17 protein-coding genes are annotated in these 21,107 nt (G+C 63.0%); 5 read left to right on the top strand and 12 right to left on the bottom strand.

Features of this window, described 5'->3' with window-relative positions:
* Positions 1-170: 170 nt before the first annotated feature.
* Entirely contained in the window at positions 171-494 is a 324-nt protein-coding gene (locus ACX3OW_RS08775; RefSeq protein WP_459095369.1) for a hypothetical protein, read from the bottom strand.
* Positions 495-682: 188 nt separating this feature from the next.
* Between ACX3OW_RS08775 and parE the strand changes: the two genes are divergently transcribed.
* The 3 genes from parE to ACX3OW_RS08760 all read left to right on the top strand — a co-directional run bounded on the left by parE (position 683) and on the right by ACX3OW_RS08760 (position 5,957).
* Positions 683-2,704: a DNA topoisomerase IV subunit B gene (parE, locus tag ACX3OW_RS08770; protein ID WP_459095368.1), complete on the top strand. Its 2,022-nt coding sequence runs from the start codon at positions 683-685 to the stop codon at positions 2,702-2,704.
* Positions 2,705-3,147: 443 nt separating this feature from the next.
* The gene (locus ACX3OW_RS08765; protein WP_459095367.1) at positions 3,148-4,734 is read left to right on the top strand and encodes a DEAD/DEAH box helicase; all 1,587 of its coding nucleotides are present in this window, start codon (positions 3,148-3,150) and stop codon (positions 4,732-4,734) included.
* A 149-nt stretch (positions 4,735-4,883) separates the two neighbouring features.
* A complete protein-coding gene (locus tag ACX3OW_RS08760; RefSeq protein ID WP_459095366.1) occupies positions 4,884-5,957 on the top strand; it encodes a GGDEF domain-containing protein in 1,074 nt (357 codons plus the stop codon).
* A 169-nt stretch (positions 5,958-6,126) separates the two neighbouring features.
* On the opposite strand, the gene aroA is transcribed toward ACX3OW_RS08760, so the two are convergent.
* The 8 genes from aroA to ACX3OW_RS08720 all read right to left on the bottom strand — a co-directional run bounded on the left by aroA (position 6,127) and on the right by ACX3OW_RS08720 (position 14,616).
* Positions 6,127-7,389 carry a 3-phosphoshikimate 1-carboxyvinyltransferase gene (gene aroA / locus ACX3OW_RS08755; RefSeq protein ID WP_459095365.1) on the bottom strand — a complete coding sequence of 421 codons (1,263 nt, stop codon included), beginning with the start codon at positions 7,387-7,389 and terminating at the stop codon, positions 6,127-6,129.
* Between the two features lie 176 nt (positions 7,390-7,565).
* Positions 7,566-7,931 (bottom strand): HesB/IscA family protein, encoded by a 366-nt coding sequence (locus ACX3OW_RS08750; RefSeq protein WP_459095481.1) that lies wholly within the window; start codon positions 7,929-7,931, stop codon positions 7,566-7,568.
* 68 nt (positions 7,932-7,999) lie between these two features.
* A complete protein-coding gene (locus tag ACX3OW_RS08745) occupies positions 8,000-8,344 on the bottom strand; it encodes an SUF system Fe-S cluster assembly protein (RefSeq protein ID WP_459095480.1) in 345 nt (114 codons plus the stop codon).
* A 50-nt stretch (positions 8,345-8,394) separates the two neighbouring features.
* Positions 8,395-9,615, bottom strand: a complete 1,221-nt coding sequence (locus ACX3OW_RS08740) for a cysteine desulfurase (RefSeq protein WP_459095364.1) — start codon at positions 9,613-9,615, stop codon at positions 8,395-8,397.
* A gap of 219 nt (positions 9,616-9,834) precedes the next feature.
* Positions 9,835-11,046 carry a Fe-S cluster assembly protein SufD gene (sufD, locus tag ACX3OW_RS08735; RefSeq protein ID WP_459095363.1) on the bottom strand — a complete coding sequence of 404 codons (1,212 nt, stop codon included), beginning with the start codon at positions 11,044-11,046 and terminating at the stop codon, positions 9,835-9,837.
* A gap of 3 nt (positions 11,047-11,049) precedes the next feature.
* Positions 11,050-11,799: a Fe-S cluster assembly ATPase SufC gene (sufC, locus tag ACX3OW_RS08730; RefSeq protein WP_459095479.1), complete on the bottom strand. Its 750-nt coding sequence runs from the start codon at positions 11,797-11,799 to the stop codon at positions 11,050-11,052.
* 118 nt (positions 11,800-11,917) lie between these two features.
* A complete protein-coding gene (sufB, locus tag ACX3OW_RS08725; RefSeq protein WP_459095362.1) occupies positions 11,918-13,420 on the bottom strand; it encodes a Fe-S cluster assembly protein SufB in 1,503 nt (500 codons plus the stop codon).
* A gap of 65 nt (positions 13,421-13,485) precedes the next feature.
* On the bottom strand, positions 13,486-14,616 hold the full coding sequence (locus ACX3OW_RS08720) for a cysteine desulfurase family protein (RefSeq protein WP_459095361.1): 1,131 nt from the start codon (positions 14,614-14,616) through the stop codon (positions 13,486-13,488).
* A 285-nt stretch (positions 14,617-14,901) separates the two neighbouring features.
* Between ACX3OW_RS08720 and ACX3OW_RS08715 the strand changes: the two genes are divergently transcribed.
* The gene (locus ACX3OW_RS08715) at positions 14,902-15,564 is read left to right on the top strand and encodes an alpha/beta hydrolase (protein WP_459095360.1); all 663 of its coding nucleotides are present in this window, start codon (positions 14,902-14,904) and stop codon (positions 15,562-15,564) included.
* Between the two features lie 132 nt (positions 15,565-15,696).
* On the top strand, positions 15,697-16,947 hold the full coding sequence (gene tyrS, locus ACX3OW_RS08710; protein WP_459095359.1) for a tyrosine--tRNA ligase: 1,251 nt from the start codon (positions 15,697-15,699) through the stop codon (positions 16,945-16,947).
* Here tyrS and ACX3OW_RS08705 read toward each other — a convergent pair.
* Genes ACX3OW_RS08705 through ACX3OW_RS08695 form a run of 3 tightly spaced genes read right to left on the bottom strand, consistent with a single transcriptional unit; the run spans position 16,944 to position 20,992 of the window.
* The gene (locus tag ACX3OW_RS08705; protein ID WP_459095358.1) at positions 16,944-17,261 is read right to left on the bottom strand and encodes a type II toxin-antitoxin system RelE/ParE family toxin; all 318 of its coding nucleotides are present in this window, start codon (positions 17,259-17,261) and stop codon (positions 16,944-16,946) included. The two genes, tyrS and ACX3OW_RS08705, sit on opposite strands and share 4 nt — an antisense overlap.
* Positions 17,258-17,563 (bottom strand): ribbon-helix-helix domain-containing protein, encoded by a 306-nt coding sequence (locus ACX3OW_RS08700; protein ID WP_459095357.1) that lies wholly within the window; start codon positions 17,561-17,563, stop codon positions 17,258-17,260. Before ACX3OW_RS08700 ends, ACX3OW_RS08705 begins: the two co-directional genes overlap by 4 nt.
* Positions 17,564-17,614: 51 nt before the next feature.
* Positions 17,615-20,992: a hypothetical protein gene (locus ACX3OW_RS08695; protein ID WP_459095356.1), complete on the bottom strand. Its 3,378-nt coding sequence runs from the start codon at positions 20,990-20,992 to the stop codon at positions 17,615-17,617.
* Positions 20,993-21,107 lie beyond the last annotated feature (115 nt).

Here is a 21,107-nt window from a genome sequence, read left to right as displayed (position 1 = left end):
AGAACGGGTGGCGAGAAGCAGCATCTTGCTACGATGACGCCCCACCCTCCGCGTCACCCCGGCGAAAGCCGGGGCCCATCCCGAGATAGTGCCGATGAATGGATCTCAGGATGGGTCCCGGCTCAGGGCCGGGATGACATCGAGTTGGTTAGCAAATTGGTGCCCTCCCCTTACCGCGCGGGGCGCAGCTCGCTGCGGTCTTCGATGCGGCCGGTGCAGTAATTGAAGTCGAGCAGATAGACCCAGTCGCCGCGGGTGGCGCGGACCTGGACGTGCTTGTCGGTCATGACGTTCAGGTAGATATTGCTGTAGCCGCGCGCGGCGACGGCCTGGCGCACCTGATAATCACTCATGCAGGTGATGAGCTCGGGAAAGAAATCGGATTCCTCATCGCCGAAGAAGAAGCCGAAACCAACCGACTGCGCCTGGGCCGGCGCGGCGATACCAGCGCCCAGCAGCAGCGCAGTCAGTGCGATAGCGATAAATCTGGTCATGGCGGGCCTCGATGTCCTGATGCGATCGCCCAGATTAGCGCATGCGCTTGAACCGCAGCGCAATCGCTTGTTCATCTGGCGTTCAGTTTGTGGACAAAGCGCGGCGCGGCAACGGGTTCCAGCGCTGGCCTGTGGTTGAGATATGCTAGAAGGCGAAAACGCCTGATTCGGGCACTAATGGAAGATGCATGTCGCAAGCAGAAGATCTTTTCGGTGGCGGGGAAGAAGCCGAGCGCCCGCGCCTCAAGCTTGACCCCACTACGCCAGCGGCCAAGTCGCCGTCGGCGCCGGGAGGCTATACGGCTGCCGATATCGAGGTGCTGGAGGGGCTTGAACCGGTCCGCCGGCGCCCCGGCATGTATATTGGCGGCACCGACGCCAACGCGCTGCACCATCTGTTCGCCGAAGTCATCGACAACTCGATGGACGAGGCCATTGCTGGCCACGCCAACCGCATCGAGGTGCATTTCGGCGCCGATGGCTATGTCACCGTATCGGATAACGGGCGCGGCATGCCCGTCGAGCCGCATCCGAAATTCCCGGAGATGTCGACCCTCGAACTGGTGATGACCAAGCTGCATGCCGGCGGCAAGTTTGACTCCAAGGCCTATGAGACCTCCGGGGGCCTGCATGGCGTCGGCGTGTCGGTGGTCAATGCGCTGAGCGACGATCTGGTGGTAGAAGTCGCCCGCGACCAGACGCTGTATCGCCAGACCTATTCACGCGGTATTCCCCAGACCAAGGTGGAAGTCGTTGGTCGGGTCAATAACCGGCGCGGCACCACGACGCGTTTCCATCCCGATCCGCAGATTTTCGGCGATCTGGCCCATTTCTCGGCCGCACGGCTGTTCCGCATGACGCGGGCCAAGGCCTATCTGTTCGCCGGCGTGGAGCTGCGCTGGAGCTGTGACGAGAGCCTGGTGACCGAGGACGCCCCTGCCAAGGCGGTGTTCCACTATCCCAACGGGCTCAAGGACTTCATGACGGCGCGCATCGAAGGCGAAGCGCGCATCGTCGACGAGCTGTTTTCCGGCAATCTCGGCAAGCCGGGCACCCATGGCGCCGTGGAATGGGCGATTGCCTGGACGCTGGGCGATGGCGGGGTGCAATCCTATTGCAACACCGTGCCGACGCCCGATGGCGGCACCCATGAGTCGGGCCTGCGCTCGGCGCTGCTGCGCGGCCTCAAGAATTATGCCGAGCTGACCAAGAACAAGAACGCCGCCATCCTCACCGCCGAGGACGTGTTCGCCCATTGCAGCGTCATGCTCAGCGTGTTCATCCGCGAGCCGGAATTTGTCGGCCAGACCAAGGACAAGCTGGCCTCGGGCGAAGCCACGCGCATCGTCGACAATGCGCTGCGCGATGCCTTCGACCACTGGCTCGCCGCCTCGCCCAACCAGGCCGGCAAGCTGATGGACTGGGCCGTCGAGCGGGCCGAGGAGCGGCTGCGCCGCCGCAAGGAAAAGGACATCGATCGGGCCAGCGCCACGCGCAAGCTCCGCCTGCCCGGCAAGCTGGCCGACTGCACGCAGACGGCGGCGCAAGGCGCGGAGCTGTTCATCGTCGAGGGTGACTCGGCTGGTGGCAGCGCCAAGCAGGCCCGCAGCCGCGCCAGCCAGGCCGTGCTGCCGCTGCGCGGCAAGATCCTCAACGTCGCCGGCGCCAGCCGCGAAAAACTCGCCGCCAGCCAGATCATCCAGGACATCATCCAGGCCGTCGGCTGTGGCACCCGCGATCGCTATCGCGATGAGGATCTGCGCTACGACAAGATCATCCTGATGACCGACGCCGACGTCGACGGCGCCCATATTGCCGCCTTGCTGATGACCTTCTTCTTTCAGGAAATGCCCAAGCTGATCGATGGCGGCCATCTGTTCCTCGCTTTGCCGCCGCTCTATCGCATCAGCCAGGGCGGCAAGACGCTCTATGCCCGCGACGACGCGCATAAGGACGAATTGATGGCCACGGAGTTCACCGGCCGCGGCAAGGTCGATGTGACCCGATTCAAGGGTCTTGGCGAAATGCCGTTCGCGCATCTGCGCGAGACCACCATGTCGCCGAAATCGCGCACGCTGTTGCAGGTCAAGGTGCGGGACGATCTCGACGCCACCCGCATCAGCGTCGACCGCCTGATGGGTACCAAGCCCGAAGCCCGGTTTGATTTCATCCAGGAAAATGCGCAGTTTGTGACTGATCTGGACGTTTAGGCTTTCTGACCTCTCCCTTTGGGGGAGAGGTCGACCCGCTTGGGTCGGGTGGGGGCCTTTCCGCGCCTCGGTGCGTGGGGAAGGCCCCCTCACCCGTCGGCTGCGCCGCCGACCTCTCCCCCAAAGGGAGAGGTGAAGTTGCCTCAATTAACGACATCAATTGCAAAACCGTTGACAGGCAAGGGCTTTGCGCTATGGTCCGCGCCGCTGGAGCAGTTTTTGGCTGGGCGGCTTGTCTATGCGACAACACCCGCATTTGTTGAAATTGCCTCAGGGCCACTCCGTCGCTTATTGCACTTGCTGCAGCCGTCCGGTGGCCACCCAGTGGTAGACGCGTTCGCGTATGTTAAAGTACCCGCCCACCACTGAAGACCCCGGCGCGCCGTCCGAATGTCTCGGACTGGACCTGGCCCCGGGCCACATTTTGAGTGGAATTACCCAACTTGACTGAAGATTTTTCCGGCCTTGGCCTGTCCACAAAAGTAACCGACGCCGTCACCGCCGCCGGCTACAGCAAGCCGACCGAAATCCAGGCGCAGGCGATCCCCCATGTTCTTCAGAAGAAGGACATTATCGGCATCGCCCAGACCGGCACCGGCAAGACGGCGAGCTTCGTGCTGCCGATGCTGACGCTGCTGGAAAATGGCCGCGCCCGCGCCCGCATGCCGCGCACCCTCATTCTCGAACCGACGCGCGAACTCGCGGCGCAGGTCAGCGAGAATTTCGAGAAATACGGCAAGAATCACCGCATCTCGATGGCCCTGATCATCGGTGGCGTCTCGTTTGAAGATCAGAACAAGAAGCTCGACCGTGGTGTCGACGTTTTGATTGCCACGCCGGGCCGCCTGCTCGATCAAATCGATCGCGGCAAGATCATGCTCAATGGCGTCGAAATCCTCGTCATCGACGAGGCCGACCGCATGCTCGACATGGGCTTCATCGACGATATCGAGAAGATCTGCTCGCGCCTGCCGCCCCGCCGCCAGACCATGCTATTCTCGGCGACGATGGATTCCCAGATCGAGAAGCTCACCAAGCGCTTCCTCAAGGACCCGGTGCATGTGCAGGTTTCCCGCGCCGCATCGACCGCCGATACCATCGACCAGAAGCTGATCAAGGTCTCGTCCAAGCCCGAAGACAAGCGCGCCGCCTTGCGTGACGCATTGCGTGCCGCCGATGGGCTGACCAACGCCATCATCTTCTGCAACCGCAAGCGCGACGTGGCGACCCTCGCCCGCTCGCTGGAGCGCCACGGCTTTTCCGCCGGCGGCCTGCATGGCGACATGGACCAGAAGAGCCGGACCGAGACGCTTGACGCGTTCAAGAACAACCGGCTGACCCTGCTGGTCGCCAGCGACGTGGCAGCACGCGGGCTCGATATCCCCGCAGTGAGCCATGTGTTCAATTTCGACGTGCCCGTGCATGCCGAAGACTATGTGCACCGCATTGGCCGCACCGGCCGCGCCGGTCGCCTTGGCGCCGCTTACACGCTGGTCGCTCCCGCCGACGGCAAATATCTTGAGGCCATCCTGAAGTTGACGCAGAAGCCCATCGAATATCTCGAAGCCGCCGGCAAGGCGACCGCCAAGGCCGCCGCAGCGGCGCCGCCCACCGACGAAACTGGCGAAGAGCGCCCCGCGCGCCCTGCCCGCTCGCGTCGTGGTGGCCCGCGCACCCGCGTCGAGGCCGAAGCCAAGCGGCCGGCTGAAAAGCCTGCTGCCGAGGCCAAGCCCGTTGCCGCTGCAGCCGTGGTTGCAGCACCGGCGCCAGCGGCTCCGGCGGAAAAGCCCCGCCCCGACCGTTCGCGGCCCAAGCCGGCGCCAGTGGCAGCCGAGCCCGCTGCTCCGGCAGAGGCGCATAGCGAGCCCGCCAAGACCGAACGCAGCAATCAGCGCCCCTCGCGTGGACGTGACCGCCAGCGTCCCGAGTCCGAGAAGGGTGATTCGAATGCTTCGGAAAGCAGCTCGCCTTTTGGCAATGACGGTCCGGTTCCGGCGTTTTTGCTTCGCCCTACCCGGCTGGTAAGTTGATTACAGACGATTTCTTTGTGTAAGCCGCGCCAATATTGCGGTTGTATGGTTGTGTTCATCGGCGAGGGGGTTCTACCTATTGCCGATGACCCGACACTGCGGGGTTTTTAAGCAGGGACGGTTCAGCGCAACCATGCGCGAGGGAAGCTGTGTCCGAACAGGAATTCAAACGTGCGCTTGGATACGCCAATTCGGCGCTAGACCTGCTGAAGCGGAGCGAAATTCCTCCCTACCCCCAATTTTATGAACTGCTCTATACCTATGCGACCGGCGTCAACCCGACGCTGAACCAGCGCATCAACGCCATCTTCCGCGATGGCGACACGCCTTCGGCCAATCTGGCCGAGACGCTGTACAACGAATTCCTCAAATCCGACGTCAATGACCGCATGACCAACGTCTCGGAGCGCATGCATGCGCGCATCGAGGCGGTGCATGAGGCCATCGACAGCGCCATGACCACGGCCAACGCCTATTCCGGCTCGCTGCAAACGGCCAGCGGCGACCTCGAGCGCTCGATCACCGCCCCGGCGATGAAGGCGCTGGCCGACCGGCTGCTCAGCGAAACCAGGCGGATGCAGGAAACCAACCAGGTGCTGGAGCAAAAGCTCGAGGCCTCGCGCGACGACATTGCCTCGCTACAGCGCGACCTCGATGACGTGCGGCGGGAATCCATGCTCGATCCGCTGACCAAGATCGCCAACCGCAAAAGCTTTGACGACGGGCTCGAGGCCGCTATCGGGGAAGCCGGGCTGAACAACACCCCGCTCTGCCTGATGATCATCGATATCGACCACTTCAAGAGCTTCAACGACACCTATGGCCACCAGACCGGCGATCAGGTGTTGCGGCTGGTGGCGATGACACTGAAATCCAATATCAAGGGCCAGGATCTGGCGGCGCGTTATGGCGGCGAGGAATTTGTCGCCATCCTGCCCTCGACCGATATCGAGGGCGCGGTGATCGTGGCGGAAAATATTCGCCGGGCGATCCAGGCCAAGCAATTGCTCAAGCGCTCCACCAACGAGAAACTGGGGCGCATCACCGCCTCATTCGGGGTCGCCGCCTATCAGTCGGGCGATACGCCGGGGGCGCTGATCGAACGCGCCGACCGCTGTCTCTATGCCGCCAAGCATGCCGGCCGCAACCGGGTCATCAGCGAGACGGCGCTGGCCAGCATGCTGGCCGAGGCCGCCCTGCTGCAGCCGGAGACGGCGGCTTAGGCGGTAGAAGAGCGTTTACGGAAAGATGTGTCCCCTCACCCTCTCCCCGGAGAGGCGAGGGGATTTGGCTGGTGGTGAACACACATCTAGCCACCTCCACGATGCAGTCCCCTCGCCCCTTTGGGGAGAGGGATAGGGTGAGGGGACGATGCCCGGCCATGCGCAGGGCTTATTCGGTCGCTTGTAGTTCCACACCCAGGCCGGTCAGCATCGCCCAATAGTCCGGGTAGGTTTTGCCGGTACAAGCCGGGTCGAGGATGGTGATGCCGGGGAGGCGCAGGCCGGCCAGGGCAAAGCTCATGGCGATGCGGTGGTCGTGGTAGGTTTCGATGCGCGCGGCGCGACCGACGAGGTTCGGATCGGCGGCGACGATCAGGTCATCCCCCTCTTCGGTGCCGAGGCCGGGCAGGATGCGGTTGAGTTCATTGGCGACGGCGCGGACGCGGTCGGTTTCCTTGACCCGGAGATTGGCAATGCCGACGAAGCGCACCGGATGATTGTTGAAAGCGGCCAATACGGCCAGCGTCGGCACTGCGTCCTGCATCTGCGAACCGTCGATGATGGCGGGCATATTGGGGAATTGCGCGATAACGGCCTGTGCAGCGGCGTCGGGCTGGGTGAAGGCATCTGCGCTCACCCCGAGGTCGATCTGGCCGCCAGTGAGCGCCGCAGCGCCCCACAGATAGGTTGCAGCCGAGGCGTCGGGCTCGATCAGCAGGTCGGCGGCGGTGTAACCGGTCGACTGCACCAGCCAGGTGCCGGCATCGCGCTGTTCGACAGTGGCGCCAAAACTGCGCATCGCCGCCAGCGTCAGGTCGACATAGCCGCGCGCACCGATATCGGTGCCGGTCAGGGCTATCTCGATGGGACCATCGCCAAGCGGCGCGGCCATCAACAGGGCGGAGACATATTGGCTGGAGAGGCCCGCATCGATCTCGACCCGGCCCTGGCCAAAACTGCCCTTGCCGCGAATGGTCACCGGCGGGCAACCACTCGGGCTGGTGGCGTCGATGCCGAGCGACTGCAATGCGGTCACCAGCGGGCCGATGGGGCGCAATTTCATTTCGTCGTCGCCATCGACGATCACTTCGCCATCGACGGTGGCGACGGCGGCGGTGAGGAAACGGGTGGCGGTACCGGCATTGCCCAGAAACAGCAGGCCATCGGGGCGCTGCAAGCGGCCGGTGCTGGTGACGACAAAGCGGGTGGCGTCGGGTTCATCGATGGTGACGCCCATCTGCCGCAAGGCGGCGGCCATCAGCACGGTGTCCTTGCTTTTCAGCGCCCCGGTCAGCCGGCTGGTGCCGTTGGCCAAAGCCGCGAGCAGCAGCGCGCGATTGGTGATGGATTTCGAGCCCGGCGGCGAAACGCGGCCGACAAGCGGGCGGTTGGGCGGGACGATGGTGAAGGCGGGGGGGAGAGAGCTGGCCATGATGGCGTGTTAGGATATTGGCGCGGGGGATGCAATTCCATCGTGCCACCCACTCGATGTCATCCCCGCGAAAGCGGGGACCCATCTTGAGATCTCAGGATGGGCCCCGGGTCGAGCCCGGGGTGACACCGTGGGGGTGGCGGGGTCGGATGACACCACGCCAGCGCAGGTGGACTCTAGGCCTCGGCCCGCGCCTCAGCGATGGCCTTCAGGTCGGCCGGCTTGAGCTGGACGCTTTCGCCGCAGCCGCATTCGCCGGTCTGGTTGGGGTTCTTGAAGGTGAAGCCGGCGCTCATCTTGGATTCTTCGAAATCCATCACCGTGCCGAGCAGAAACATCGTCGCCTTGGGGTCGATCCAGACATGGACATTCTTGTCGGTGACATGATCGTCGCCGGCCACCGGCTCGGCGACGTAGTTCATGGTGTAGGCAACGCCCGCGCAGCCCGAATTCTTGATGCCGACGCGCAGGCCGATCACCGGCGTGTCGGAATCTTCGATGATCTCGGTGATGCGCTCGGCAGCGGCATCGGTCAGCGACATGATCTTGAAGGCCACGGGGTCAAACTTTCTATCGGCGTTTCACGATATATAGGGTGAAACGCAGCAAATTACCACCAGTTCAACGCGACTTGAGCTTCTTCGCTCATGCGGGTGGCGTCCCACGGGGGATCGAACACCATGTTGACGGTGACATCCTGAATGCCTTCGACGGCGCGGGCGGCATTCTCCACCCAGCCGGGCATTTCGCCGGCCACCGGGCAACCCGGCGCGGTCAGCGTCATGTCGATCACCAGATTGCGGTCATCATCGAGATCGACCTTGTAGATCAGGCCCAGCTCGTAGATATCGACCGGGATTTCCGGATCATAGACAGTCTTGAGCGCGCCGATCAGATCGGCGGTGATGCGCTCGACTTCGGCTTCAGGCAGGCCACCGCCGGTCGAGGTGGTCATGCGGTTTTCGGCTGGTGCGCTCTGGGATTCGTCGGTCATCTTGTCCTCTTTCACGCAAAAAATTTCTGGGCGCGTTCGATGCCGTCCACCAGCGCGTCAACGTCGTCCTTGCCGTTATATAGGGCGAAGGAGGCGCGGCAGGTAGAGGTGACACCGAAACGCTTGAGCAGCGGCATGGCGCAATGCGTGCCGGCGCGCACGGCAATGCCGTAGCGATCCAGAATGGTGGAAATGTCATGGGCATGGGCGCCGGCGATCTCGAAGGAGAAAATCCCGCCCTTGCCGGGTGCCGAACCGATCAGGCGCAGCGAATTGATCCGGCTCAGGCGTTCCTGCGCATAGGCGGTGACTTCGGCTTCGTGCGCCGCAATGGCCTCGTGGCCGAGGCCCTCCATATAGGCCAACGCCGCGCCCAGCCCGATGGCCTGGACGATGGGCGGGGTGCCGGCCTCGAAGCGATGCGGCGGCTCGTTATAGGTGACGGCTTCCATGGTGACGGTGTCGATCATTTCGCCACCGCCCTGATAGGGCTGCATCTCGGCCAGCAGGTCGTATTTGCCATAGAGTACGCCGACGCCGGTCGGGCCGTAGAGCTTGTGGCCGGTCATGATGTAGAAATCAGCGTCGAGCGCCTGCACGTCGACGCTTTCATGCACCGCGCCCTGGCTGCCGTCGATCAGCACCGGAATGCCGCGGGCATGGGCGATCTCGATCACCTGCTTGATCGGCACCACGGTGCCCAGCACGTTGGACATATGGGTAACCGCAACCATACGGGTACGGTCGGTCAGCGCGGCGGCGAAGGCGTCGATATCAAAGCTGCCATCGTCGCGCACATCGACCCACTTGATGACGGCACCCTTGCGCTCGCGGTGGAAATGCCACGGCACGATATTGGAGTGGTGCTCCATGATCGTGGTGACGATTTCGTCGCCTTCGCTGATGCGCGGCCCGGCAAAGGACTGCGCAACCAGATTGATCGCCTCGGTGGCTGAGCGGGTAAAGATGATCTCTTCGGGGCGGCCGGCATTGAGGAATTTGCGCACCGCTTCGCGGCCGCCCTCATAGGCTTCGGTCGCGCGATTGGCGAGGGTATGCAGGCCCCTGTGGACGTTGGCATATTCGTGGCGGAAGGCATAATCCATCCGGTCGAGCACCTGCACCGGCTTTTGCGCCGACGCGCCGCTATCGAGATAGACCAGCCGATGGCCGTTGATGACCTCGGAGAGGATCGGAAAATCGGCGCGGACGGTTTCGAGATCAAAGGTCATGAAGAGTTCCGTGGGCGGGACACCCCCACCCTTGGTCCCTCCCCACAAGGGGGAGGGAGACGATGTGGCGCTACCTGCGTCACACTAAACCATCGGTTCCTGTGCATCCCTCCCCCTTGTGGGGAGGGAATGAGGGTGGGGGTGGTTGGCCCCCTGATATCGGGCTCTCGCCCCCCTCCTAACCTCCCCCTGGCGGGGAGGGTCAGTTCAGTGGTCGGCTTACTTGCCGCTCAGCAGCCAGCCATCGACGATGGCGGTCAGGGCTTCGTGCAGCGCTTCGTTTTCGACCGGATCGAGCACTTCCTCGATGAAGCCGCGCACCAGCATGGTTTCGGCTTCGCTGCGCGGAATGCCGCGGCTCATCAGGTAGAACATGCTGTCTTCGTCGAGCTTGCCGCAGGTCGAGCCGTGGCCGCAGACGACGTCGTCAGCATAGATTTCCAGCTCGGGCTTCGAGAGGATTTCCGCTTCGTCCGACAGCATCAGACCCTGATGCATGAACTTGGCATCGGTCTTCTGCGCATCGCGGGCCACGATCAGCTTGCCCTGCACCACCGACTTGGAGCGACCGCGCGTCACCGACTTGAACAGCGGCTGCGACGAGGTGTGCGGCACCGCATGCAGGGTTTCCATGGTGATGTCGGCATGCTGGCCGTCGCTCACCAGGTTCATCCCGGTGATGTCGGCATGCGCCCCCGGCCCCGCCATGCGCGGGAACAGATGGGTGCGGCTCACTGCCGAGCCGACCTGGATGATCACCGTGCGCAGCTTGGCACCATCGGCGAGCTGATACTCGTTGGTGGCAAAATGCGTCGTCGCCATCGGCGACAGGTTCACGGTGATGTGGGTCAGCGTGGCATTTTTGCCCAGCGCCAGATAGCTGGCGTGGTTGCCGACATGCGCCGCGTCCGAGCCCGAGAAGGTTTCGAGCACGACGGCAGAGGCGTCGTCGGCCACGAAGACTTTCAGCGAGTCGGTGACGTGGGCGGCTTCGCCCTCGGTGCGACGGTCGATCTGGATCACCGGATCAACGGTGCCTTCGAGGGTCAACGTCAGGCTTTCCTTGGCAAAAGCCTGGTGCAGATGCACCAGCGTATCGTCGCGGGTGGTCAGCACGCTGCCTTCGGTCTTGCCGACGATGACGCCGGCAGGCGCGGTGGAGGCAGCCTGGACGATGCCATTGGCGATCATCAGTTGATAGGCGCCGGGAACGCGCAGCGCCGGAGCGCTGGCTGCATTGGCGGCCTGGGCCAGAGGCGGGATCGCCTTCAGCAGGGTCTTGAGGTCGGTATAGTGATAGCTCTCGACGCGACGCGTCGGCAGGCCGGCAACGGTGATCCGTTCGGCAACTGCGTCGGCGCCCACGCTCTTGAGCTGGTCGATCAGGGTAGTTTCAGCGGCTCCGAGCCGGACGGGCATGGTCTGGCGCATGGGTCAGGCCGCCGCGCCGTCAAAGTCGGCATAGCCCTTGGCTTCGAGCTGAAGCGCCAGGTCCTTGTCGCCGCTTTCGACGATCTTGCCGTCGGAGAACACATGCACCACGTCGGGCACGATGTAGTTCAGCAGGCGCTGATAGTGGGTGATGATCAACATCGACCGACCGGCGTCGCGCAGAGAGTTGACGCCCTTGGAAACCACCTGCAGCGCGTCGATGTCGAGCCCGGAATCGGTCTCGTCGAGGATGCACATCTTGGGCTGGAGCAGCGCCATCTGCAGCACTTCGGCACGCTTCTTCTCGCCGCCGGAGAAACCGACATTGAGCGGGCGCTTGAGCATATCGGTGTCGATATTGAGATCGGTACCGGCCTGCTTGACCGCACGCATGAAGTCAGGGGTCGTCATTTCGCCCTCGCCACGCGCCTTGCGCTGGGCGTTCATCGCTGCCTTGAGGAAGGTCATGGTGGCGACGCCGGGGATTTCGATCGGGTACTGGAAGGCCAGGAACAGACCGGCCGAAGCGCGTTCGAAGGGCTCCATTGCCAGCAGGTCCTGACCGTCGAGCAGCACTTCGCCCTCGGTGATCTCATAGTCTTCCTTGCCGGCCAGCACATAGCTCAGCGTCGACTTGCCCGAGCCATTACGGCCCATCACGGCATGCACTTCGCCGGCGGGAATGACGAGGTTGACGCCCTTGAGGATTTCGCGGTCCTCGATGCGGGCATGCAGATTGCGGATTTCCAGGATTGGGGTGGTCATACAAAGCTCCAAATATCGTATCGGCTGCCATTCCGGCGCCAGGTTCAGTGGAAGGCCCCCTCACCCGTAAAGGGCGAGGTGAGGAGGGCTTCAAGGATTGGCAGCCTTAGCCGACGCTGCCTTCGAGGCTGATGGCGATCAGCTTCTGGGATTCGACCATGAACTCCATCGGCAGATGCTGCAGCACATCGCGGACGAAGCCGTTGACGATCAGCGCCACGGCTTCCTCTTCATTGAGGCCGCGCTGCTGGCAGTAGAACATCTGGTCGTCGGAGATCTTCGACGTGGTGGCCTCATGCTCGAACACCGCGGTGCCATTGCGGCTCTCGATGTAGGGAATGGTGTGGGCACCACACTTGTCGCCGATTAGCAGGCTGTCGCACTGGGTGAAGTTACGGGCATTGGTGGCCTTGGCGTGGGCCGAGACCTGACCGCGATAGGTATTGTCCGAGAAGCCGGCAGCAATACCCTTGGCGATGATGCGGCTGGACGTGTTCTTGCCCAGATGGATCATCTTGGTGCCGCTATCGACCTGCTGATAGCCATTGGAAATGGCGATCGAGTAGAATTCGCCGCGCGAGTGGTCGCCACGCAGGATGCAGCTCGGATACTTCCAGGTGATCGCCGAACCGGTTTCCACCTGGGTCCAGCTAATCTTGGAGTGGTCGCCACGGCAATCGCCACGCTTGGTGACGAAGTTGTAGATGCCGCCCTTGCCGTCCTTGTCGCCCGGATACCAGTTCTGGACGGTGGAATACTTGATCTCGGCATTTTCGAGCGCGACCAGTTCCACCACTGCGGCGTGCAGCTGGTTTTCGTCGCGCATCGGGGCGGTGCAGCCCTCGAGATAGCTCACATAGGAGTCAGCTTCGGCGATGATCAGCGTGCGCTCGAACTGGCCGGTATTGCGCTCATTGATGCGGAAATAGGTCGACAGCTCCATCGGGCAGCGAACGCCCTTGGGGATGTAGACAAAAGAGCCGTCAGTGAAGACCGCCGAATTCAGCGTCGCGTAATAGTTGTCCGTCACCGGCACGACCGAAGCGAGATACTTCTGCACCAGCTCGGGATATTCGCGGATGGCTTCCGAGATCGAGCAGAAGATGATGCCGACCTTGGCCAATTCCTCGCGGAACGTGGTCACAACGGAGACGGAGTCCATCACCGCGTCGATGGCGATCTTGGGCCGCTCGACGCCGGCCAGAATTTCCTGCTCCTGCAGCGGAATGCCGAGCTTTTCATACATGCGCAGGATTTCGGGATCGACGTCCTCGAGGCTGGTCGGCCCCGGCGTCGATTTCGGCGCGGCGTAGTAATACATGTCCTGCAGGTCGAGCTGCGGGTAATGCACCTTGGCCCAGGTGGGCTCGGTCATGGTCAGGAAACGCCGATAGGCTTCCAGGCGCCACTCGAGCATCCACTGCGGCTCATTCTTCTTGGCCGAGATGAACCGGACAATGTCCTCACTCAGGCCCTTCGGGGCCATGTCGCTCTCGATGTCGGTCTCGAAACCGTACTTGTACTTGTCGACATCAAGCGCCAGCACCGAGTCGACGGTCTCGCGATCAATTTCTTCCTTGAGCGTGGGGATATCGGCGTAGTCCGCCATGTTGGCTTCTCCTATTTACCCGGCGGCGATTCAAGGTCGCCGCGAGCCGTCTAAAACTATGCAGCTTACGCCGCGTGTCCCTGCCGCGCCCGTTGGCGCTCAAGGATCGATTGGTAACCGGCGATGAAAGCATCGACATCGCCAGCGGTAGAATTCCAGCCCAGGCTGACGCGCAGGGCACATTCGGCAAGCGCCACCGGCACGCCCATGGCGGCCAATACGTGGCTCGGTCCGACCTTGCCGGATGAACAGGCCGAACCCGACGACACCGACAGGCCCAGCAGATCAAGCCCCATCATCGCCGTCGCATTGTTGACGCCGGGCATGGCAAAATTGGTGACATTGCCCAGCCGGTTGCCGCCAAAGATGACAGCGTCGGTCGGCAGCGCCTGTTCCAGCCGCGCCGTCAGCGCCGCCACATCAGCCGCCGCGTAGCGTCCGGCAATCGCCGCTGCTGCTGCGCCAAAGGCTGCGATCAGCGCCGTGGCTTCGGTGCCACCGCGCCTGCCCTGCTCCTGCCCGCCGCCCGGAATTAGCCGCGCGGTGTCGGCATGAGCCTTGACCAGCAACGCGCCGATGCCGGCCGGTGCGCCGATCTTGTGACCGCTGATAGCCATCATATCGGGTGCCGAGGCGGCAAATTCGAGGGGCAGCTTGCCCAAAGCCTGCACGGCGTCGATGAACAGTGTGTGTCTGGTCGGCCCAACCAGCGCATTGATGCGCCCGATCGGCTGGACCACGCCGGTCTCATTATTCACCCAATGCAGCGCCACCAGCAGATTGCCCTCGGCCGCCGCAATCACGCCGGACAATTGATCGAGATCAATGCTGCCATCAGCCAGCAGGCCAATAGTGAGCACCGGCAGACCCGTCGCCTCGGCCGCCTTGGACACCGCCGCATGTTCCCCGGCGCTGATCACGATGGCGTCTGCCGCAAAGGCCTTGGCGCCACCGACAATGGCCTGGGTGATGGCTTCGGTGGCCGAGCCGGTGAACACCACCTGCTTGCGTTCGGCCCCGGCCAGCGCGGCCACTTGGCTGCGCGCCGTCTCGATGAGATTGCGCAGAGCCCGGCCATGACCATGCACCGACGACGGATTTCCCGTCACGTCGAGCGCAGCCAGCAGCGCCGCCTTCGCTTCAGGCAGAAGCGGAGACGCGGCATTATGATCGAGATAGATCGCCGCTGGGGTCATCTGTTTTCCATAGGCGCATGCGCGCCGATCATACCATCCATGCCCGGATCGAGGCGCCGCAACGCCCCGGAAACCAAACACTTCTTGAAATTTGCCGCCCAACATCATTACAAGGGGCGCTCTTGCAGGCCGTTGTACGGCCGAAGACCCGTTTTTGAATAGTTCTAAACTGGTTTTTTCGACCCTGTTTTAGGGAGCGGTGCGCGCTTAGTCAAGCCGCTACACCGCCCTTGTCGGGCCGGGAAACCTCGCTAACAGAGCCCAAAGTGGCCGGAAAAGTTGACCATGCCAGAAGTAATTTTCAATGGGCCCGAAGGCCGTCTGGAAGGCCGTTACCAGCCCGGTAAGGAGCCCAATGCTCCTATCGCTATCGTATTGCATCCCCACCCGCAGTTCGGCGGGACGATGAATAACCAGATCGTCTACAACCAGTTTTACATGTTCGCCGAGCGCGGCTTTGCCGTCTTGCGTTTCAACTCGCGCGGCGTCGGCCGCAGCCAGGGCATGTTCGACCATGGCATTGGTGAACTCAGCGATGCCGCTGCCGCGCTCGACTGGCTGCAGGTCATCAACCGCGAATCGCGCGGCTGCTGGATTTCCGGCTTTTCCTTCGGCGCCTGGATCGGCATGCAGTTGCTGATGCGCCGCCCCGAAGTCGAGGGCTTCATTTCGGTGGCCCCGCCGGAAAACCTCTATGACTTCTCGTTCCTGGCCCCCTGCCCGTCCTCCGGCCTGATCATTCATGGCGACAAGGACCGCGTGGCCCCGCCCGCCTCGGTGCAGAAGCTGGTCGACAAGCTCAAGACCCAGAAGGGCATCGTCATCGAACAGCAGATCGTTGAGGGCGCCAACCACTTCTTCGAGGGCAAGGTCGACGAACTGACCGCCCGCTCGGCAGAATATCTCGACCGTCGTCGGGCGGAGATCGCCGCCGGCGGCGGGCGCTAGTTTCAAGCGCACACACGACGATCAGTTGGAAGGGACCTCATCCTGAGCCTGTCAAAGGACGGGGTCCCTCATACACCGACCTCGTGGTTCGACAGGCTGCCATGAGGACTCCATCTTCCTCAGGTTGCCAAAATGACCAAGTTCAAATCCGACTTCCTCCGCGTCCTCGATGAGCGCGGCTTCATTCACCAGATTTCCGATCCCGAGGGGCTCGACGCGCTCGCGCTCAAGGGCCCGATCAGCGCCTATGTCGGCTATGACGCCACGGCGACCTCGATCCATATCGGCAATCTGATTTCCGTCACCATGCTCTACTGGTTGCAGGAAACCGGCCACAAGGCGATCAGCCTGATGGGCGGCGGCACCTCCATGGTGGGCGATCCCTCGTTCCGCGACGATCAGCGCAAGCTTCTGACCGTCGAGCAGATCGACACCAATATCGAGAGCATCAAGCGCGTTTACGGCAATATTCTCAATTATGGCGGCTCCAACCCGGCCATGATGGTCAACAATGCCGATTGGCTGCTCAAGCTGAATTATGTCGAGTTCCTGCGCGATGTCGGCCGGCATTTCTCGGTCAACCGCATGCTGAGCTTTGATTCGGTGAAGCTGCGCCTCGACCGCGAGCAGTCGCTGAGCTTCCTCGAATTCAACTACATGATCATGCAGGGCTATGACTTCACCGAGCTGAACCGGCGCTATGGCACCGTGTTGCAGATGGGTGGATCGGACCAGTGGGGCAACATCATCAATGGTGTCGACCTCAACCACCGCATGGGCGGCGAGCAGCTCTATGCGCTGACCACGCCGCTGCTGACCAAGTCGAGCGGCGAGAAGATGGGCAAGTCGGCCACCGGGGCCGTCTGGCTCAATGGCGACCTCTTCAGCCCCTATGATTTCTGGCAGTATTTCCGCAATACCGAGGACGCCGATGTCGGCAAGTTCCTCAAGATCTTCACCCGCCTGCCGCTAGCCGAAATCGCCAAGCTGGAAGCTTTGGGCGGCACCGAGATCAACGAGGCCAAGAAGGTGCTGGCGACCGAAGTCACTGCCATCGTGCATGGCCGCGCCGCCGCCGAACAGGCTGCGTCCACCGCTGCCTCGACCTTTGAATCCGGCGCCATCGACCTGTCGCTGCCCACCGCGACGGTAACCCGGGCCGAACTCAATGACGGCATCGGTATTCTGGCCGCGCTGGTGACGGCAGGCCTGGCCGGCTCCAATGGCGAAGCCCGCCGCCACATCCAGTCGGGCGCTGTGCGCCTCAACGACACGGTGATCGAAGATGACAAGCTCAGCATCGGCGCCAACGCGCTGCTGGCCGAGGGCGTCATCAAACTCTCGGTTGGCAAAAAGCGCCATGCGCTGATCAAGCCGGTTTAGGAACCGGCTTGATCGTCGTCATCGTCAAGGGCTAGCGACTGTCCGCCGTGCAGTATGCGCAGGACATAGACGTGGCTCTCATCGACGGTGAAGACCAGGGAAGTGTGGGGCAAGATGCCGATGACACGAAGACCCCTTTTGGGGTCTCGAACGGTGCCCCGCTCTGCCCCATAGCGCAATGTAGCGATCCGACTCCTGACCTTGTCCACATAGCGGTGAGCGACGGCGTCGGACGCTTCTTGCGCCAGCCAGACGACCATGCGGCGCAAGTCCTGTTTGGCACTTTCCAGCAGGATGATGGACCGCTGCTTCATTCTGCGGCTTTATTGCCTGCTTCGTCTTTCTTGGCGGCAATCTCGTCAATGGTCCGGTGCAACTCGTCAAACACCTCGTCGAGGGGATAGGTCTTCTCCCCTCCGGCCTGCCACCGCTCATAGGTCGGGATAACGTCCCGCTGTAGCCAGCGCTCGATTTCGGCATCGCGCTCCTGCAGCAGGCGAAGCCCTTCACGGACGACTTCACTACCTGATGCGTGTCCGCCCCGGCCCACCAATGCGTCGATAAAGTCCGACTGTGCGGCGGTTACACTGAATGTGCGTTTTTTCACATTGCTCATGCCAGTCACCTCCAGAACGGCCATTATAGCACCCGGTATGACCGATGCATACTACTCCCCGCGCGGCTGTTCCTTCGCCCGGAACTCGAACAATTCGCGGAACGCTCCTGGCACCAGAATGGACAGCGGGTTGATGCGGAACTGGGGGTTGTCCAGCGGCCCCTGCACGGCAAAGGTCACGCCGACCAGCCCTTCGCCCTGGCGGCCGCCCAGCAAGGGGCCGAGCAGCGGGATCTGCTGGAAGGCATTATTCAGCCCGAACAGCGGTACATAGGTGCCGGTCAGGTCGTATTGACGCTGATTGGTGTAGATGAAGCCGCGCATGGTGCCGCCCACCGTATCGCCGGTCAGCATGGCATTGGTCACTTCCACGCGGTCAGAGCGGCGCTGGAAATCCACCTCCGCCACGTCGAAATCCAGCCGGTTCTGCTGGGCGATGGCGGCGCGCGAATTGGAATGATTGCCCAGCACCTGGGCGACATTAGCCTCATCGACAATGGCGAAATCGCGCATCACCAACTGCCCGGCTTCCACATCCGCCGCCCGGTGCGTCGTCAGCACCAGGCTGCCGGTGCCGCCGGCGAGCTGGGAATAGACCCCGAGCAGGCGTAATATCGTGCCGGCGTCGTTGAAGGCCACCGACAGGGTGCGCCCATCCGGCGCCGGATTGGTGGTGACCGAGATGGCGTTGCCGTCGCTGAACTGCGCCGTCAGATTGGCGCGGCGCATGTCGCTGCCGCGCAGCAGCAGGTCGAGATCAACGTTGAAGGCGGTGGTGGCGTAGTAGCCCAGCGCCCGATCCAGTTTGACGGTGAGCGCGATGGTCTGGTCGAACTGGGTCGATTGCACGCCGCCCACCCCTTCGCCCAGCCCGAAGAACTGGCGCAGCATCGGCTTGAGGTCGAGCTGGCTGCCACTGACGCGCACCGCATAGCCGCCATCTATGGGCGTCATCACCAGCTGGGCATTATCGCCGGAGCTGAGCCCGAACTGGCTGAAATTGGCCTGCTGCAAGCCTTTGGTCGCGTGATAGGTGATGCCGCCCACGGCGCGGACGGTGCCGAAGGACAGGTCGATATTGGTGAGCTCGGTCACGTCCGCGCCCGGCTTGATGGTCGCGCTCAGCGTGCCTGAGGTGCCGGCGGCCTTGCGAATGCCGAGATCCTTGATGGTCAGCGCCGCATCCTTGAGGTCCACCGCCATCTGCAACGCGCCATCGGCGAGGGGCTGGGCCACGAAGCGCACCCGGCCGGAGAGGAATTCGGAGGCGTCAAAGCCCATCTTTGCCAGCTCGGCAACGTCAATGGTCGAGGCCAGGCGGAAACTCGGATCGGTGGTGGGGGTGCCGGCAATCTCGATTTCGGCCGGCATGCCGTCGATCTCCGCGGTGCCGCCGAGCTGGTAGCCATCCTGGGAAGCGCTGAACGCCAGCTGGCCATTGCCGATGTGACGCTCCTGAATCGGCTGGGTGCTGGCGAAATTGGAAACCGTGCCATTGACCACATAGTCGAGATCCATTGGCCGGCCGCTCGCTTCATCGGCAAGGCTGATGGTGGCGACCAGCCCCAGATCGACCGAGCCGGTGATGGCGGCCAGATCGATGGGCAGTTGCGCGCTGGCCAGCGCCTCGGGCTGCTGGGTCTTGATCAGGTCGAGCAGCGCCGGGATCGGCCCGGCAATATCGCCGGAAATTTCGAGGATATTCTCGGCCGGATTGGAATTATCCATCACCAGCGCCGGATTGCGGACGCGGATCGTGCCGGCCGCCGTGTCCAGCCGCCCGCCCGTCGCCGAGATGACGACATTGGCGTCATCGATCTGCAGCCGGCTCTCGCCGTCGATGGCGATCGGGTCCATTTCGACGGTGGGCTTGATGGCGACGCCGGTGCCGATCATGTCGATCTGCATGCCGCCCGTGGGAATCGGCTTGTCCTCGCCTTCCAGACTCATGGTGCCAACCGGGAATTTGAAATCGAGGCGCGCCTGCTTCACCTCGCCGGCCGTGACATTGGCCACGAACCAGTCCCGGCTCTCGCCGCCCATGACATAGGGCCAGAGGCGCTTGAGGTCGTCAGCACTGACGCCCTGCCCGGCCACTGTCATGTCCAGCCCAAGGCCGGCCTGTAGCAGATCGATGCGGCCGGTGGTTTCGACGGTCGCGTCACCCTTGCGGGCGATGAAGCGATCAATGCCCATGGCGCCATAGAGCGGCGCCGACCAGCCGGAAAACACCATGCTGTCGAAGGGCGTTTCCGGCGCGTCCATATCGTTGGGGTGGAGGACTACGTCCCGCGCCTTCAGCGAAATGCCGATGGTGGGGCCATAGGTGGCATCAAGCCCCATGGCGAAGACGCCCGAGACATAGGCGAAACTCTGGCCGATCTGCAGCGCCGCCTCATTGAGCACGAACTGGCCCGCCTCGGGCACCCAGTCGATATCCATGATCGAGCTGGCGACGGGGAAATAGGCGTCGGCGATGCGCAGATCGAGGCCGGTCAGGTCGATCTTGAACCGGCCATCGACCAGCTTGCCGCCGGCCGGCTCGAAATTGATATCCATGGACAACGCGCCAGCGCCCCGCATCGCCGCCATGCTGGTGGGATCGTCGATAAAGGGCAGGAAGGCGGCGAAGTCGATATTGGTGACATCGGCTTCGAGCCGGGAATTGCCCGCGTCATCGACGGTGCGCGACAGGCTGCCGGTCATCTTGCGGCCCCCCAGCACGGCCGAGAACGTACCATTGGTATTGCGGCGGTCAGGGGTGGGGCCGATCTCGAAATTGATCTTGTCGAAGCGCCGGAACAACCCATAGACGGCATCGTTGATGGCCACACTGCCATCGCGGATCACCAGCTTGGAAAAGCGCCCCTGCGCCGCCTGGGCGACGATATCGGCAATGCCCTGCTCGCTGGCTTCCAGATTATAGATCAGCCAGTCATTATCCGACCGCATCGGCACGGCCTGACCACTGCCGGCGACGTCGATGCCGCTGGCGCCAATGCCGACGCTGGGGAACGCATCTTCGCCCTCCTGCACCCGCACCGTCGCGCCGATTTCAGGATCATTGACCAGCTGGAAACTGGTGAGGCGCGGGCCGAACAAATCCTGCACCATCTGGATATGCGGCCGGACGATGGTCACGGTGGCGCCGGGCTGGCCGAACAGCGCCCTGGCCGGCGAAAACCCCACCTCCAGCGCATCCACCGCCACCCGGGCGCCGGTCTTGCCATCGGTGAACAGCACCGGCGTAAACTGGAGGACGGGCCAGACGCCGTTTTCCAGCGCCAGGTTCATTTCGCCGAGATCAAGGCTCGATGAGGCCGGCATGGCGGACTGCACCAGCGAGCGCACGGCCTGGCCGCCAAAAGGCAGCCGAACCGGCGTGATCAGCAGCACCAGATAGAGCAGGAGCGACAGCACAGCGGGCACGCCAAGCACCCACACGGCGAGCTTGGCCGCGTGCCTGGCAGGTGGCCGTTTGCGCAACGCAGACGGCGGAACAGCTGGGTCTGCGGAAAAGATTGACGCGCTCACTTGCTTCCAG

The organism is Devosia sp. A449, from assembly GCF_054489375.1.
Note: the sequence above shows the minus strand (reverse complement) of the source record. Positions and strands in the feature narration are given on the sequence as shown.